Origin of the sequence: Paenibacillus sp. FSL R10-2748, assembly GCF_038005565.1 — a bacterium.
GTDB lineage: Bacteria > Bacillota > Bacilli > Paenibacillales > Paenibacillaceae > Paenibacillus > Paenibacillus polymyxa_B.
Window position 1 is genome coordinate 902,852 of the sequence record NZ_JBBOTK010000001.1, and the last position, 14,457, is coordinate 917,308.

A 14,457-nucleotide genomic window follows, 5' to 3' on the forward strand; every position below is an offset into this window, starting at 1 on the left:
TTCTATGTTTAGTCACATGATTCAATTTAGATGGACAGAATTATTCTAATCTAAATATCGCTGATTGAAAGTCGCTCCCTGGATTCATGCAAAATATTTAGTAAACGAAAAAAGCAGGCCCCTCTGAAACGGAGAGCCTGCTATCGTTTGTATCCATCGTCTGTCCTACAGGAAAAAAGATGGGATGATTAAATTGAAATATCCAGTGATTTCCCAACTCCTGTAATATCACTACTGTTAGCGCTGTTGATACGAGTTGTTTCCGTGTTACTTGGAGCGGGCTTTTCCATTTTTGGAGTTGACGTGCTGGTGGATTGCGAACTTTGCTGTGCAATTTGAGCTTCAATCTGTTTAATTTGCTGTTGAAGCTGCTTCATTTTTGTTTCTTTTGTATCTTTATTATCTTTATTATCTTTACTTTGCTGTACCTTGTTGTACTCCGCTTCAAGTTGAGCTTTTTGCTTTTCCAGACTAGCTGTTTCGTTGGTACTGGATGAAGACGAAGTGCTTGCAATAGATATAGAACTGCTGGATGTGGATGAAATGTTCATACGAGATTTCCCCTTTATAAAAGTATGAGTTTACACGTGTGGGCTAACCGGTTCTAAGCTATGGTATTGCACTCTAATGACTAAGACGACGATGATACAGATTGTTCAAAAATCTTAGCGATTTCATCGAATAAAGCCGATATTTCTTCATCTGTGGCATTCGATTCGTCTGTATTTCCCCACGCGTCTTTTAATGTAGAAAGCAGATCTGTTTCCTTATCTTTGTCCGAAGCTGTTGCCCCGGATATAAGACTGGAACTCAGAACGCTTTGCAAATCACTCAGCAAGGATCTTTTTTCATCTACTGTAAGCTCTTTCTCAGATGTAGCACCGTTATCCTCTTGATTGGAAGTCTCTTGGATATTCCATGCGAATGGAGGCATAATTCCACCCATTGCCTGCATCATAGGAGGCAGACCACTGCTATCCATTTCAGGATGGGACGGGTCTCCTTCTGGCGGCGGTGCAGGACGATTATTTTGGATCGTTTCTGCTATCTTATCGAATAGCTCCGATACTTCCTCATCTGTTGCCGTCGAAAGATCCACATCGGCTAATAAATCGTTAACCGAAGCCAACGGATTCTTCGTGCTATTGGTAAGTTCATCTGTATCAGAGGAAGCACTTGAAGACATCAGATAACTTTGCAGATCAGACAACAGCGTTTTCTGTTGGTCTGTAGTTAGTACAATGGTATCCTGGTCGTCGTACTTGTAATCATTACTGTAGTTTTCCGTAGGAAGTGGAGCCTGCATTCCTCCCGTGTATTCCATAAATTCCTTGCTCAATTCGAGTGAATCGTTAGATTTCTTGTGTGTGGTATGACCCGTGGTATTTAGTCCATTCTCATTTGACTTCACCGTATTCGATTGATCATAGGAAGTCGTGATGAGATGCCTGTTAATGGATAGTGACAAAGTAGATCCCCTCTCAGTGTACATAATGTTTTTAGCTGCCCACCTACCTTTCATCGGCAGCAAATCTGAATGCAACCTGAGGGTATGCTGAATGATAACTGAATAAATACAGACTCATTAATACCACTCTTTTTTTATTTCCTAGACCATAGTCAAGGAAAATCCCCTCCGCAGGACGGGGGTATTAACCCTACTCGAGACAGGAGTAAGTAAAGGGATAATTTGTTACTCTTAGCAAAGAATAAATGAACGTATTCTAAAAATTGAAAGTAGGGGAATGATGTATGATCCGTATTAGCCATTTGGTTCACGAGAGACTTATGTTCCTATTCAAATTTTTGTACTCGCCTGCATATGTGGGTAGTGTAACACCAAGTTCCAGATTTTTAGCTAAAAATATGATAGAATCCATTCCATGGAGTGAAGTTCATGCTGTTGCCGAGCTTGGTGCTGGCACGGGGGCAATTACTCAATACATCCCGTCTGCTGCTAAATTTCAACCAAAGGTCTTACTCTTTGAAAAGGACCAGGCCATGCAGCAGAATTTAAAAAGAAGATTCCCGAATTATCTGTGCTATTCCGACTCGCGTGAGCTTCAGCTTGCTATGAAAAATGCCCAAATAGAACAGCTTGACTGCATAATTAGCGGGCTGCCATTTTTCAATTTTCCACAAGAGATGCGAAATCAAATTGTAGAACAAATTCATCTATCACTCAGGGATGGAGGAATGTTTGTCGCCTTTCAATACTCTAAACAGATGAAGCAACAGTTAGGTGAATGGTTTGATATTGAAGAAATCAAGTTTGTGCCTATGAACGTTCCACCCGCATTCGTGTATGTATGCCGAAAGAAAGCATAAGAAAGGAGTATGCGTATGGACGTGGAATATTTAATTTCCATCATCGAACAATACGGCTATGCAGCATTATTCTTTTCTCTATGGCTCGGAATTGTAGGTCTGCCCATCCCGGATGAAGTCATTGTGATGACTGGCGGGGCTGTAACAAGCATGGGCATACTTCACCCGTTACCCGCTTTTTTAATTGTATATCTTGGGGTTATATCAGGCTTGTCCTTAGGTTATGTATTGGGGAGAACCGTGGGTACACCGATTCTAGAACGTTTGCGCCGGAAGAAAAAAATGGACAAGTACATTACGTTTTCGGAAAAATTAGTACATAAGTATGGAAACTTCACTATTTGCATCAGTTATTTGCTACCGATCGTCCGTCACATTATTCCATATATTGTCGGAATCAATAAAATGAGCTTCAAGCGCTATGCTTTGTTCTCTTATTCAACGGGCTTGATCTGGACGCTGATCTTCTTTCTGCTCGGACGTATCTTTGGCGATCATGTACAAGCAGCAGGAGAACTGATCCATCGTTATGGCCTGCAGATGGCATTGCTTCTCATCATGCTGACAATTATATTTTTTATAATGAAATTTGTGTGGGGGAAGAAAACAACGGAGGAGTAAAGGTTGAGCTTATTCGGCATGTTCATTTTGGCGTTACTTACCTACTTGAAAAAGAAATAGACCGCCCTAACCAAAGGTCAACGGTCTATTCTCGATCTATCTTACGCGGCCGACTGCTCTTTATGCAGTTGCTGTATGCTGGAGCCGCGTTAGAGCACGGCTCCTTAATTATTCTTACCTCATTATAACCAATATTACGTAATTACGTGTTTTTATTGCTTGGATAATTATATAAGCGAATTTAAAAGTTACCTTAGTGCCACTACGCAGACGGATGGTGCTTCCCACCGCTCCCGGATTCTTCAAGTAAAATCTTTTATAGGTAGAAATCCGGGGAGGTGATGCTTCCGAAGCGAGCTTTCCTACGGAAAGCTTTTAAAGCGACCGCTTCCTTGTACAGCACCATTCCGTCTACTCCGTTTTCCATGTACATTTCTTCAGTTCAGCTTATATAGACTTTATTCCTCACATGAAAGAACAGAGCTATAGGATCAGCCCATAATGGTCGCTTGCTAACTGCAGTTGGTAAAGATCTCATTATTCTCTTCTGTTCTAAACTCGGTTACTAGCCTCAAAATTATACTCATCCAAATCTCTTGCGTCTTTAAAATAAGCCTTAAAGCTCTGGACTACGGTTTGATCCTTACTGAGAAATAAAGTTAAGGTTGAATCCCAGCAAATAACTTCAATTTTCGCTTTGGGATGTTGCATTGTCGATTCCAGTTGCCACCAGCCCTCATAGGCATTTGAATAGGACTGCATAGCTAATGCACCAACATCTGCAGCCTCAGATTTTTCAAATCCCATGAGCATTCCCCAAATAAATTGAATCTCATATCTATGTACAAGACGTGTCAGTTGTTCCCCAGTCATCCATAACTTCGTGTTTCCATACCCGTTTTCTTCAAAAGCCAGATTCTGCTCGACATACTCCAAAAGATCGTCCGGTATCCAATTCAGTTCTAACCCAGTAAGTAGCCAATTATATTCCGTTTGGATATTACTTATGGATTCGAAAACCAACTTTAGATCAGTAAAAAAGGGAATTTGGCGTGAATTAATTAATATAGCGTTCACGCATATTCCCCCTCACACATCTTTTATTTTTATCCACACTAATTAACCCTAAGTTATTCTTGTGTAATAGAATCACCTTTCTTATCTTTTTCTTCTTTTTCTTCAAACTCTTCAATATGCTGTTCAAGTACATATTCAATCTGTTTAGCAATTGATCGTTTGTTCTTATCAGCTATATATTTGATCTTCTCAAAGTTTTCTGGTTTTAATCGCAAAGTAAATGCTTTTTTATTCGTTGTCATTGTTTAAAACTCCTCACAATAGTGATGTCATTATTATAGCATTGTGATAACCCATTTACGCACCCTATTGACATCAAAATGATGTCACCTTAAAATAAGATTATGATCTCACTTTGATGTCACCATAATGGAGGAAGATAAATGAAAGCTATACAAGAAGCCCTTAATCAATTCGTTTCTATTCGCCTGGAACATGTAGCTGGGTCGATGCTGGCTAATTCTCCAGAATACAAAGACTTAATGAAAGACTGTAATCAACTCTTTTCTATTTTACATGATTGCTTGCCAAAGGAATACATACAAACTCTTTACGATTATGATACCAATACTACTCTACTCCAAGGCATGGTTGAATCTATTATGTATGAACAAGGCTTGAAAGATGGCGTTTGTTTAAACCAAATTTTATCTGATTAATATTTTCACTTTAAAAAGAAACTTCTATCCCTGTTAGGAGAACTTTAGCCCAAATAATATTCTTGACCAAAACTGCGCACTCTACTTGCGTCAAAATTGTCAATTCGGCTAAATAAGTTGAACTCGAAAAATGAAACACAAAAACGGAGTAGGCGGAATGGTGCTGTACAAGCGAAGCGGTCGCTTTTGTCCCCGGATTTCCACCTTAAACAAAGACTAATTCAAGAAATCCGGGGGCGGTGGCGATGGGAAGCACCATCCGACTGCGCAGTGGCACGACAGGTAACTTTTTAGTTCAGGTTTGTCCTTTTTAGCAATACTATCCATATGATATACTATAAACTAACAACAGAATGGCTTAGATGGGCGGTCGGCTAGTCTCCTGCAAAGGAGGTGATGCCTGTGGAGGTTAAAGATACATTAATGTTGATGATTCAATTTGCAACGTTGGTGATCTTGATTATTTCCTTCAACAAAAAGAAATAGACCGCCCTCTGGAAAAGGTTAGCGGTCTATTTTACTAATCCAACCCTACAGCCACCGCCCTTATAAGCGGCTGTTGTAAAAGAGTGAGGATGTTGGTAGCATCCTTACTCTTTTTTAGTATATACTTATTAGCTTTAGTTTATCACAGGAAAAACCATATTGCCAATATGGAAAATCTTTTTAAGAGGCAGCTTTCACCCTACGTTACTTCTTTAATTGAAGCAGCTTAACCAGCTTGTCATGAATGGCAGTATTCGGGTAATTCCCGCTAAACTGAGAAGATCCGGGGCCCATCGCGGTTAACGCCACATCAACAGATGTATGTCCTCCTGTGGTCCAGTCGATATAAAACTTTTCATTAGAGCCTTTTACAGTAAAAGGACCATCCTCTTTGGAGACGCCTTCACCGGATTCATCCTCCGCATCTTCGCCTTCAATCGCCAAACCGCCCGTTTCATGATCTGCCGTCACCAACACTAATGTATCTGGATGCGCTTTGGCATACTCTTTAGCTACTTTAACGGCCTTATCGAGCTGTTGCCCGGCCTTAATCGTTAACTCACCTTCATTGTCATGCGCCATCTCATCCGTTCCTTCTTCCTCTACCATCAGGAAAAAACCTTTTTGGTTTTTGGAAAGAACATCAATCGCTTTAGCCGTCATATCCGGTAAAGAAACCGTTGGGTTGTAAGAGTTACCCAGCTTGTTGTGAGCTTGAAACATCTCTTCATTGGCGAACAGCCCTAACAACTTAGAACCTTTAGCTGCTTTCATTTCTGTCTGATCTGTCACATAGCTATAACCCAGCTTCTTCGCTTGTTCTACCAAATTTCCTTGAGTTCCCTTACTAGCTTCCTCAGGATCTTCTGCCGGAGCATCTGGATGTTTGCCTACTGTTCCTGCAGGGTACCAGAAATCCTCACCACCGCCCAGAATAACATCCACCTTGCTTTTCTCCAGATACTGCTTGGCAATCTCGCTTTGAGCGGAGCGTTTTTCGACATGCGCACCAAAGGCGGCCCCCGTTGCGTCTGTCACTTGGCTTGTCGTCACGACACCTGTAGACATGCCTGCTTTTTTGGCTAGCTCCATAATCGTTGTCACTGGTTTTTTATTCAAGTCCATTCCGATCGCACCGTTATACGTTTTCACACCTGTTGCAATTGCAGTCGCAGCGGCGGCAGAATCCGTAACCAGGTTATCCCCTGAACTTGTGCTAACCAAGCCGGTTACAGGCATGTTGTCCATTTCAAGTAATCCCGATTTCCCTACCGTCGCCAAGCGAATCGCGTTGCGACTTGCTTCTCCCATACCATCGCCGATAAAGAGAATGACATTCTTAGGAGCATCGACTTTCGCTGACGAGGTTTTCAGTCCTTTGGATACCTGTGCGGTAGTAGACTTGGTACTAGATGAGGCTGCAAAAGCGTTAGGAATATTAGCAGATAACAATGGCGCACTCAAAACGGTAATGGCACCGAAAGCAAGGATACTCTTTTTCATCGAACGCTTTTTCACAAGGTCACACTCCAATAAATTTAATATTCATATATGATAAAGTAATCATATATCTGCTTTGTAAAGCATCGTAAAGCAAAAGATTACACGAATGTAAAATTTGGAGTGACCACCTGTTTTTTATAAAACAAAAGAAGACACCGACTCTTGGTTTATCAAAGTCGATGCCCTCTGGCGTCTATATTTAAATGGCGGCGATATTTTTGCCGATCGGCATGGTGTAGTAGAGCGGTTTTTGCTGTCCATTTTGCTGATAGACTACAAGCAGAAGCGTGCGGCCTTCGGCTGTCAATGGGCTTCCCCCACTCAGGATATGATCCAGACTAAATGGCAGTACATCCAGCACCGCGTGCTTTTGCAGTTCCTTTTCACTCAGCTTCAATGAAGCAAAGGCTGGAATAATCTCGCGGTATGGCTGAGGCTGTTGATTGCCTACATTCGCCTCACCTGTACTCTCCTTGCTCGCATCTGCCACTAAATCTGCAACCGCAGGTGACAACAGCGCGTCCGGGTGCTGGAGAATCATTTTCATGTAGCTGGACCAATCGTCCTTCTCCAAGGTATGCTCCCACCAGATTTTACGCGGCTTGTATTTATGGTTCAGGAAATAATCAAGCTTCATCAGTCCAAGCACCATATCCATTCGCTTTGTTCCACGCGATTCCAGAAAGGACTGGAGACGCGTGAACAAGTCTTCGAGCTGATGTCCGATTTTTTGCCAGCCCTGTCCTTCCCAGTAGTCTCCGAATTCCTGAAAGAAATCAAAAGCGGACGAGAATTCACGCTCAATCAGATAGTTGACTGTATGATCCATACGATGAGAGTTCCAGTATTTCTCCAATACATCTTCCAAGCGCTTGAGCCGGACGATATCGGCAAAGGAAAGGACGTCATTGCTCAGCATTTCATACGGTGCAACATCCATATACGTATAGTTATACTTGTCTGCGTCGATACGCAGTCCGGTGCCACGCAGCATTTTGAGGAAGCCAAGTTGAAGCTCTTCCGGGCCGAGCGCAAAAACGTCATTAAACGTTTTACGGAACGTGTTGTAGTCCTCCAAGGGCAATCCGGCGATCAAATCCAAATGCTGGTCGATTTTACCGCTTTGTTTGACCTTGGTAACAGTACGGGAAAGCTTGGTAAAATTCTGGCGACGTTTAACCAGCTCATTGGTGGGATCATTCGTTGATTGGACGCCGATTTCAAAACGAAATACGCCCGGCGGCGCGTTTTCCGCCAAATAATCCAATACTTCAGGACGCATAATATCTGCCGTAATCTCAAACTGGAAGACACAGCCACGGTGATTTTCAATCAAAAATTTGAACATTTCCAGTGCATAATCGCGTTTAATATTAAACGTCCGATCCACGAACTTGATTAGGTTGGCCCCATTGTCGATCAGATACAAAATATCTGACTTTGTGCGCTCGATATCGTAATAACGTACCCCAACCTCAATGCTGGACAGACAAAACTGGCAGCTGAACGGACAGCCCCGGCTCGTTTCAAAATAAACAACCCGTTTCCCGAGTTCCGGTATATCCTCTGCAAAACGATAGGGCGACGGCAGCTCGTTCAAGTCTGCTTTCGGGCGGCCGGGCATCTGAATAACCTCTTCTCCCTTACGGTAAGCCAGTCCATAGACAAAATGGAACTTGCGATCCCCTTCCAGCTCCTGCAGCAGTTGATGGAATGTTTCCTCTCCTTCACCAACCACGATAAAATCCACATTCGCCAAACGCTTCATCCAGTGATCCGTATCGTAGGATACCTCCGGACCACCCAGAACAATTTTGACCTCGGGCATAATCTTTTTCAACACATCAATGACCTTAATCGTCTCTTCAATGTTCCAAATATAACAGGAAAAGCCGATGACATCTGCCCCCCGTTGAAACAAATCGGATACGATGTTCATCACCGGGTCCTTAATTGTGTACTCCGCCAGCTCGATATCAAAGTCCTTTTCACTGTAGGCTTTGAGGCATCGAATTGCCAACGAGGTATGAATATATTTTGCATTTAATGTTGATAAAATGACTTTCATAGGTCACAACCTTTTATAGTTTGCATGAACTGTTCTGTTCTATCCTTACCTTAGTATAGCTATTCAAAATCCTCGTACACATCGTCTGCATAAATCTCGTCCTCGCTTACCGTTCCCCCGATATTCCCCTGATTTTGAAAAAAATCAAGAAACGGCTTGCCGTACTTGCGGAACTTCACTTCCCCGACACCCTTGATCCGCAACATGTCTGCCTCGGATTGCGGGCTCGCTACGCTCATCTCACGCAGCGTCGCATCATTGAAAATGATATAAGACGGTACATGCTCCTGAGCGGCCAGATCGCGGCGGATCAGGCGCAATTGCTCGAACACGGTTTCGTTGACTGCAGCCGGGTATGCATCGCGTCCCTGTCGTCCGCGTGAACCTGCTCCACCTGCAAAAGCCGTGGCATGTCGCACCACACGCTGCATGACTTCTCGCTGGCCTTTCAGCACTTCAGCCGCAAGCTGCTGCAAGCGTACGACCGGATATTGTCCCTCGGACAACATCAGATAGCCTTCCGAAACAAGAACATTGATAATTTCAGCAATTTCTTTTTCCGTCCGGTTGCCCATCACGCCATAGGTTGGCAGGCTGTCAAAACCATACTGCAGTACTTTTTTGTTACGCGAGCCTTTCAAGACCGAGGCGACCATCGAGACCCCATAACGCTCCCGCATGCGATGAATGCACGAAAAAATCTTTTGCGCATCTATGGTCATATCAACCAGTTCCCGCTCATCTGTACATGAACTACATATACCGCAAGCTTCATGCTCTTCCGCTTCTCCGAAATACTCAAGCTGTGCCGTACGTAGGCAACGAGTCGTGTAGCAATAATCAACCATCTGCTGGAGCTTGCGGTAGTCGTTGCGCTTGCGGTCTTCATCCTGTGGATTTTGCTCAATCAGAAACTTCTGCGTCACAATATCTTGCGGTCCGAACAGCAAAATACATTGACTTGGGTCGCCATCACGTCCTGCGCGTCCCGCCTCTTGCACGTAAGCCTCCATATTTTTAGGCATGTTGTAGTGAATGACATAGCGTACGTTCGATTTATCTATCCCCATGCCGAAGGCATTGGTTGCTACAATGACACGGATATCGTCGTACAAAAACCCTTCCTGGCTATCTGCACGTTCCTGATCTGTCATCCCGGCATGATAGCGCCCGGCTGCCATGCCTGCGTCACGCAGCCGTTGGTACAAATCGTCCACGTCCTTACGTGTCGCCGCATAAATAATGCCCGATTCCCCCTCATGCTCACGGGCATAATTCAGTAAAAAGCTGCGTTTGTCTTCCCCGCGCAGCACACTGAACGCCAAATTGGGCCGTCCAAGGCCTGTAACGAACGTCTCCGGTGAGCGCAGACGAAGCAGGCGCACGATGTCATCCATGACCTGCGGTGTCGCCGTTGCCGTAAACGCAGCCACGATTGGGCGTTCATACAGCCCGTCCACGAATGGAGCCACAGCCAGATAGCTGGTACGGAAATCATGGCCCCACTGGGAAACGCAGTGAGCCTCATCTACCGCAACGCAGGAAATTGGCAACTGAGCCATTTCATCGCGAAACCAGTCCAGTTCCAGTCGTTCCGGTGCGACATACAGCAACTTCAAGTCACCATTTCGTGCAGCTCGTATGCGGTCATTCACTTCTCGACCACTCAACGTACTATTGATGTAGGCAGCAGCAATCCCCATTGTGGTCAGCGCATCCACCTGGTCTTTCATCAGCGAGATGAGCGGTGACACGACAATGGTCAGCCCCTCATGCAACAACGCGGGGATCTGGTAGCATATCGATTTTCCGCCCCCTGTCGGCATGATGCCCAACGTATCGTTGCCCTCCAGCATACTGGCCACAATTTTCTTTTGTCCCTCCCGGAAATCGGGATAGCCATAAAATTTTTGCAGCAAGTCCTGCGCCCGTTCCAATGTTGGTGCTTGTACACTCATAGTTTCAAAACTCCTCATATTTCTAGCGTCCTTGACGCATATCGGCTTTTCTTTCGTTACCTTTAGTTTACCGGGGTTCAGGGTAATGTTCAACCGCTAGAAGACTGCCAATCTGGTTTAGTCCCTTATGGCGTTCGCTGTTTTCTCATGATATAGTGAACACGGTGCCGCAAATTTGTCCATAACTATGAAGAGACACGGTTCCAAGAAGGAGAAAGAATCCATGAACAATCGGAAACCCCAACGGAAAAATCATACAAAATCTACGTCAAACGCAAGCCATTCCAAACGCAGTCATAAACCTGCCGGAAGATCTGGCTCCCATAGACCGGAAGCTCAACGGAGAACGAATGCTTTAGATAAAGCCCCTGCCAAAACATACATCGTCCAGGAGCCTGCCGAGCTATTGAGCTTTTTAGTAGAACATGTGACTGGCATGGGTCGTAACTCCATTAAATCAGCACTGGCTCGTGGGCAGGTGTCCGTCAACGGCATTCCGCGTACCGTGCATAATTTTCCACTGGAGCAAGGTCAGACTGTCGCTCTTTCCAAGGAAAAAATAACTCCCGTCGTACCACTGACTGGGCTACGTATTTTGCATGAGGATGAAGCCATTATCGTTATCCATAAGGATGCCGGGTTGCTGTCCGTGGCTTCAGCGCAGGAGCAGGAAGTAACAGCATATCGCCAGCTTACGGCCCATGTGAGGCGCGAACATCCGTACAATCGTATTTTTGTACTGCATCGTTTGGATCGTGATACATCAGGAGTGATGATGTTTGCGAAAAGCGAAGCCATACAGCAGGAAATGCAAAAAGCGTGGAAGGAAGTTGTGTATGAACGAACATACATTGCTCTTGTCGAAGGACAAGTTAAAAAAGCTGAGGGTACGATCACTTCATGGCTGAAAGAAAGCAAGACGCTAAAAATGTATTCCAGTCCTTATCCGAATGACGGACAGCACGCAGTCACTCATTACAAGCTGCTTCAAGCCAATCGGCATTTTTCTTTGCTGGAAGTACGTTTGGAAACCGGACGCAAAAATCAAATCCGCGTACATATGGAGGATATCGGCCATCCAATTGTTGGAGATAAAAAATACGGTTCCAAATCCAAGTCGATTGGGCGTCTTGGCCTACATGCGAGGGTATTGTCATTTATTCATCCCGTCACCGGAGTATTGCTGCGTTTTGAATCCGACATTCCTAAAACCTTTTTGAATCCGTTTCGGGAGTAGAATTGGCAAAGCATACGGAGATTAGATGGAAAAATATAAGAGGAAATGAGGGGGCTGTAGAAGACAGCACCCTTTTTTGATTGATTAAGCGGTATACCTCCGAACACCATCAGCCATTTTCATCAACTCATCCCATATATATATGGGCGTATTACACACTGGACAATCTACCCAACCGTTTAAATAGGGTAATTGGGCAAGCAGCTTGTTCTCTTCAATTTTTTGGGCATATTCGTGTAACCACTGCATATTAGCACCTCTACGGTCCAATGAACGGGGGCTGATCGGATGGGGAACCAGATTGTCTGAATTTACAGGATCTTTATCATAGACAACCAGGGTGTCATTCTGTTCATCAGGCCAAATATAGAGCGGGGTACCGCAATGCGGACAATCCAGCGTATATTCGTCACCTGTATCGAAGCTTTGTAGCATATAAGCTACGCAGCGATAACCCTGAAAAGCAGCACCCGCAGCCAGAACATAGCGTTTACCGATATCTCCTTCGTGTTCCTTCGCATAGAGCACCATTTCTTCAGTCAATTCTGCAAGTCGGACAATGGCACTCCGATATTGCGCATAAATATATTCAGCCAGACTAGAATCCACTTTCACCTGATCCCTTGTAAATTCCAATGGAACTTTGGTATGTAGAGGATTGTTATTCTTCGCTTCGAATATTCCGCAAATGTTATATATATCTGCACGAATCCCTATATCAGAACTTTTTAACGCAATGTCTACAAGGTAAGGTACAGCCGCAAATGTACAAGTATACAACGTATTTTGGTGATACAGTTCCTCCCAATACAAGGTGTCAGCCATTTCGCCGTCATATCCGGCTTGGAGCTGCTTCAACATTTCTGGGACGTATTGAGAAGAACCGTAGGGGCCTTGGAGCAGAGTCCAGGCCGGATCGGACAAAGCCAGCATCTTGATACTCCTTTCACCGTTTTTCTTACAGTAGAGGATTTTGCAAAAATCTCATAAGCGACTTCCAATGAACTTTCCAATGAACAAGATATAGATCGAAATGGTTTAGTTCGTCTATATCTTGCACTTCGGAGCGACTGGAATCGAATTTTGCAAAATCCTGACAGTAACATGGGATCGGTTTGTAAATTAAATTTTGCTATCAAAATTCATTTTAACTTCATAATTCTCAGCTTCTTACGTTTATTTCATTATACGCACATTATTAGCTGAAGTTGCTTTTCTCGATTTACGCAATATACAAAATCACTATTTTTTCGGGTCTATAATCATATTCGGTTAAGCTTTCAGCATTGTGAAGGTGACACACATTAAATTAATGAATTACTAACCCGGTTCTTATGTTTTACTACGAGTCCTCTGTCCATTCAGTTCCTTCGCCCTATGCATAGTCTACATTATAAGTCCTGTTACTTAAAAATCGCTGAGTAAGAAATAAAGTATATATACGTTAAAATTTCCATACATGTAAAAACAAAGACGCTCCCCTGCCTGTTTTTAATTATGCCAAACGGGTAAGACATACTTGTTCAAGGCTTTAATCTAACAGCTACAGAACTGATTTTATGAATCGGTATATGAAAAGGAGTGTTGGGAATATTATGTATGAATACTGCGACTATAAGGGGAAATAGCCTATGACCATAACACCGGAACAGCGGATTACCCTGCACGGATTTAACAATTTGACCAAATCATTGAGCTTCAACATGTACGATATTTGTTACACCAAAACCAAAGAAGAACGCGAGGCGTATATTGAATATATTGATGAACAATACAACTCAGATCGGCTGACAGCTATTTTAAAAAATGTATCTGACATTATCGGCGCCCACGTACTCAACGTAGCCCAGCAGGATTATGTACCTCAAGGAGCCAGCGTAACAGTACTTATATCAGAAGGACCCATTGTGGAGGTACCGACTGAATCTTATGCCGAGTCACCAGGCCCCCTACCTGAATCTGTCGTGATACAGCTGGATAAAAGCCACATTACGGTTCACACCTACCCGGAATATCATCCAGACGAGGGGATCAGTACGTTTCGAGCTGATATTGATGTCTCTACCTGTGGGGAAATCTCCCCGCTCAAGGCACTCCACTATTTGACTCATTCTTTCGACACCGACATTATGACGATTGATTACCGGGTACGCGGCTTCACACGTGATACGAATGGACATAAGCTTTTCATCGACCATGATATCGCCTCCATTCAAAACTATATTCCAGACGAAGTGCGCAGTCAGTATGACATGATCGACGTGAATGTGTATCAGGAAAATATTTTCCATACCAAATGTAAGCTAAAACAATTCGATCTGGACAATTACCTGTTCGGCTACACCAAGGAAAGTCTGAGTGAAAAAGAGCAACAAAATATATCAACACGTCTCAAAATCGAAATGGACGAAATTTACTACGGTAAAAATATGACGTAACAGATCGAATGCGTGAAAATAAAATAGATCATTTTATAAAAAAAAGGATGATCGCTTGGACTGGAATACAGCCGGGCTTTCG

General features: G+C 43.7%; 14 protein-coding genes. 6 read left to right on the plus strand and 8 right to left on the minus strand.

The genetic code is table 11. From position 1 onward, the window contains the following. Positions 1-188: 188 nt before the first annotated feature. Both NSS66_RS04305 and NSS66_RS04310 read right to left on the minus strand, forming a co-directional pair. The gene (locus tag NSS66_RS04305; RefSeq protein WP_279831678.1) at positions 189-551 is read right to left on the minus strand and encodes a FlxA-like family protein; all 363 of its coding nucleotides are present in this window, start codon (positions 549-551) and stop codon (positions 189-191) included. An 80-nt stretch (positions 552-631) separates the two neighbouring features. After that, a complete protein-coding gene (locus NSS66_RS04310; protein WP_076158129.1) occupies positions 632-1,468 on the minus strand; it encodes a hypothetical protein in 837 nt (278 codons plus the stop codon). 284 nt (positions 1,469-1,752) lie between these two features. Here NSS66_RS04310 and NSS66_RS04315 point away from each other — a divergent pair, with 284 nt between their 5' ends. Both NSS66_RS04315 and NSS66_RS04320 read left to right on the plus strand, forming a co-directional pair. Beyond that, positions 1,753-2,328 (plus strand): class I SAM-dependent methyltransferase, encoded by a 576-nt coding sequence (locus NSS66_RS04315; protein WP_250272556.1) that lies wholly within the window; start codon positions 1,753-1,755, stop codon positions 2,326-2,328. Positions 2,329-2,343: 15 nt separating this feature from the next. Beyond that, positions 2,344-2,949: a DedA family protein gene (locus NSS66_RS04320; RefSeq protein ID WP_023987704.1), complete on the plus strand. Its 606-nt coding sequence runs from the start codon at positions 2,344-2,346 to the stop codon at positions 2,947-2,949. A gap of 552 nt (positions 2,950-3,501) precedes the next feature. Here the strand turns inward: NSS66_RS04320 and NSS66_RS04325 are convergent. Both NSS66_RS04325 and NSS66_RS04330 read right to left on the minus strand, forming a co-directional pair. After that, positions 3,502-4,026, minus strand: coding sequence for a hypothetical protein (locus tag NSS66_RS04325; protein WP_049828510.1), 525 nt, complete (start codon positions 4,024-4,026; stop codon positions 3,502-3,504). A 53-nt stretch (positions 4,027-4,079) separates the two neighbouring features. Next, a complete protein-coding gene (locus NSS66_RS04330; protein WP_028543000.1) occupies positions 4,080-4,268 on the minus strand; it encodes a hypothetical protein in 189 nt (62 codons plus the stop codon). 141 nt (positions 4,269-4,409) lie between these two features. Between NSS66_RS04330 and NSS66_RS04335 the strand changes: the two genes are divergently transcribed. Both NSS66_RS04335 and NSS66_RS26800 read left to right on the plus strand, forming a co-directional pair. Next, positions 4,410-4,685, plus strand: coding sequence for a hypothetical protein (locus tag NSS66_RS04335; RefSeq protein WP_028543001.1), 276 nt, complete (start codon positions 4,410-4,412; stop codon positions 4,683-4,685). A 396-nt stretch (positions 4,686-5,081) separates the two neighbouring features. Beyond that, positions 5,082-5,171 (plus strand): putative holin-like toxin, encoded by a 90-nt coding sequence (locus tag NSS66_RS26800; protein ID WP_007429455.1) that lies wholly within the window; start codon positions 5,082-5,084, stop codon positions 5,169-5,171. 204 nt (positions 5,172-5,375) lie between these two features. Here the strand turns inward: NSS66_RS26800 and NSS66_RS04340 are convergent, their stop codons facing one another. The 3 genes from NSS66_RS04340 to recQ form a co-directional block, all read right to left on the minus strand. Beyond that, positions 5,376-6,689 (minus strand): alkaline phosphatase, encoded by a 1,314-nt coding sequence (locus NSS66_RS04340; protein ID WP_023987703.1) that lies wholly within the window; start codon positions 6,687-6,689, stop codon positions 5,376-5,378. A 184-nt stretch (positions 6,690-6,873) separates the two neighbouring features. After that, positions 6,874-8,742: a B12-binding domain-containing radical SAM protein gene (locus NSS66_RS04345; RefSeq protein WP_028543002.1), complete on the minus strand. Its 1,869-nt coding sequence runs from the start codon at positions 8,740-8,742 to the stop codon at positions 6,874-6,876. A gap of 59 nt (positions 8,743-8,801) precedes the next feature. Continuing rightward, complete coding sequence (recQ, locus tag NSS66_RS04350) at positions 8,802-10,700, minus strand: DNA helicase RecQ (RefSeq protein ID WP_025724305.1); 1,899 nt, start codon at positions 10,698-10,700, stop codon at positions 8,802-8,804. A gap of 223 nt (positions 10,701-10,923) precedes the next feature. Here recQ and NSS66_RS04355 point away from each other — a divergent pair, with 223 nt between their 5' ends. Further along, positions 10,924-11,937 carry an RluA family pseudouridine synthase gene (locus tag NSS66_RS04355; protein WP_160789846.1) on the plus strand — a complete coding sequence of 338 codons (1,014 nt, stop codon included), beginning with the start codon at positions 10,924-10,926 and terminating at the stop codon, positions 11,935-11,937. Between the two features lie 84 nt (positions 11,938-12,021). On the opposite strand, the gene NSS66_RS04360 is transcribed toward NSS66_RS04355, so the two are convergent. Continuing rightward, positions 12,022-12,870, minus strand: coding sequence for a hypothetical protein (locus NSS66_RS04360; RefSeq protein ID WP_023987699.1), 849 nt, complete (start codon positions 12,868-12,870; stop codon positions 12,022-12,024). A 698-nt stretch (positions 12,871-13,568) separates the two neighbouring features. On the opposite strand from NSS66_RS04360, the gene speD reads away from it, so the two are divergent. Continuing rightward, positions 13,569-14,375 carry an adenosylmethionine decarboxylase gene (speD, locus tag NSS66_RS04365; protein ID WP_013309324.1) on the plus strand — a complete coding sequence of 269 codons (807 nt, stop codon included), beginning with the start codon at positions 13,569-13,571 and terminating at the stop codon, positions 14,373-14,375. The last annotated feature ends 82 nt before the right edge of the window (positions 14,376-14,457 follow it).

Bases quoted from the DNA above. Each gene is read 5' to 3' on its own strand.
- NSS66_RS04305 (WP_279831678.1), bottom strand. From the start codon at position 551: ATGAACATTTCATCCACATCCAGCAGTTCTATATCTATTGCAAGCACT.
- NSS66_RS04315 (WP_250272556.1), top strand. From the start codon at position 1,753: ATGATCCGTATTAGCCATTTGGTTCACGAGAGACTTATGTTCCTATTC.
- NSS66_RS04320 (WP_023987704.1), top strand. From the start codon at position 2,344: ATGGACGTGGAATATTTAATTTCCATCATCGAACAATACGGCTATGCA.
- NSS66_RS04330 (WP_028543000.1), bottom strand. From the start codon at position 4,268: ATGACAACGAATAAAAAAGCATTTACTTTGCGATTAAAACCAGAAAAC.
- NSS66_RS04335 (WP_028543001.1), top strand. From the start codon at position 4,410: ATGAAAGCTATACAAGAAGCCCTTAATCAATTCGTTTCTATTCGCCTG.
- NSS66_RS26800 (WP_007429455.1), top strand. From the start codon at position 5,082: ATGCCTGTGGAGGTTAAAGATACATTAATGTTGATGATTCAATTTGCA.
- NSS66_RS04345 (WP_028543002.1), bottom strand. From the start codon at position 8,742: ATGAAAGTCATTTTATCAACATTAAATGCAAAATATATTCATACCTCG.
- recQ (WP_025724305.1), bottom strand. From the start codon at position 10,700: ATGAGTGTACAAGCACCAACATTGGAACGGGCGCAGGACTTGCTGCAA.
- NSS66_RS04355 (WP_160789846.1), top strand. From the start codon at position 10,924: ATGAACAATCGGAAACCCCAACGGAAAAATCATACAAAATCTACGTCA.
- NSS66_RS04360 (WP_023987699.1), bottom strand. From the start codon at position 12,870: ATGCTGGCTTTGTCCGATCCGGCCTGGACTCTGCTCCAAGGCCCCTAC.
- speD (WP_013309324.1), top strand. From the start codon at position 13,569: ATGACCATAACACCGGAACAGCGGATTACCCTGCACGGATTTAACAAT.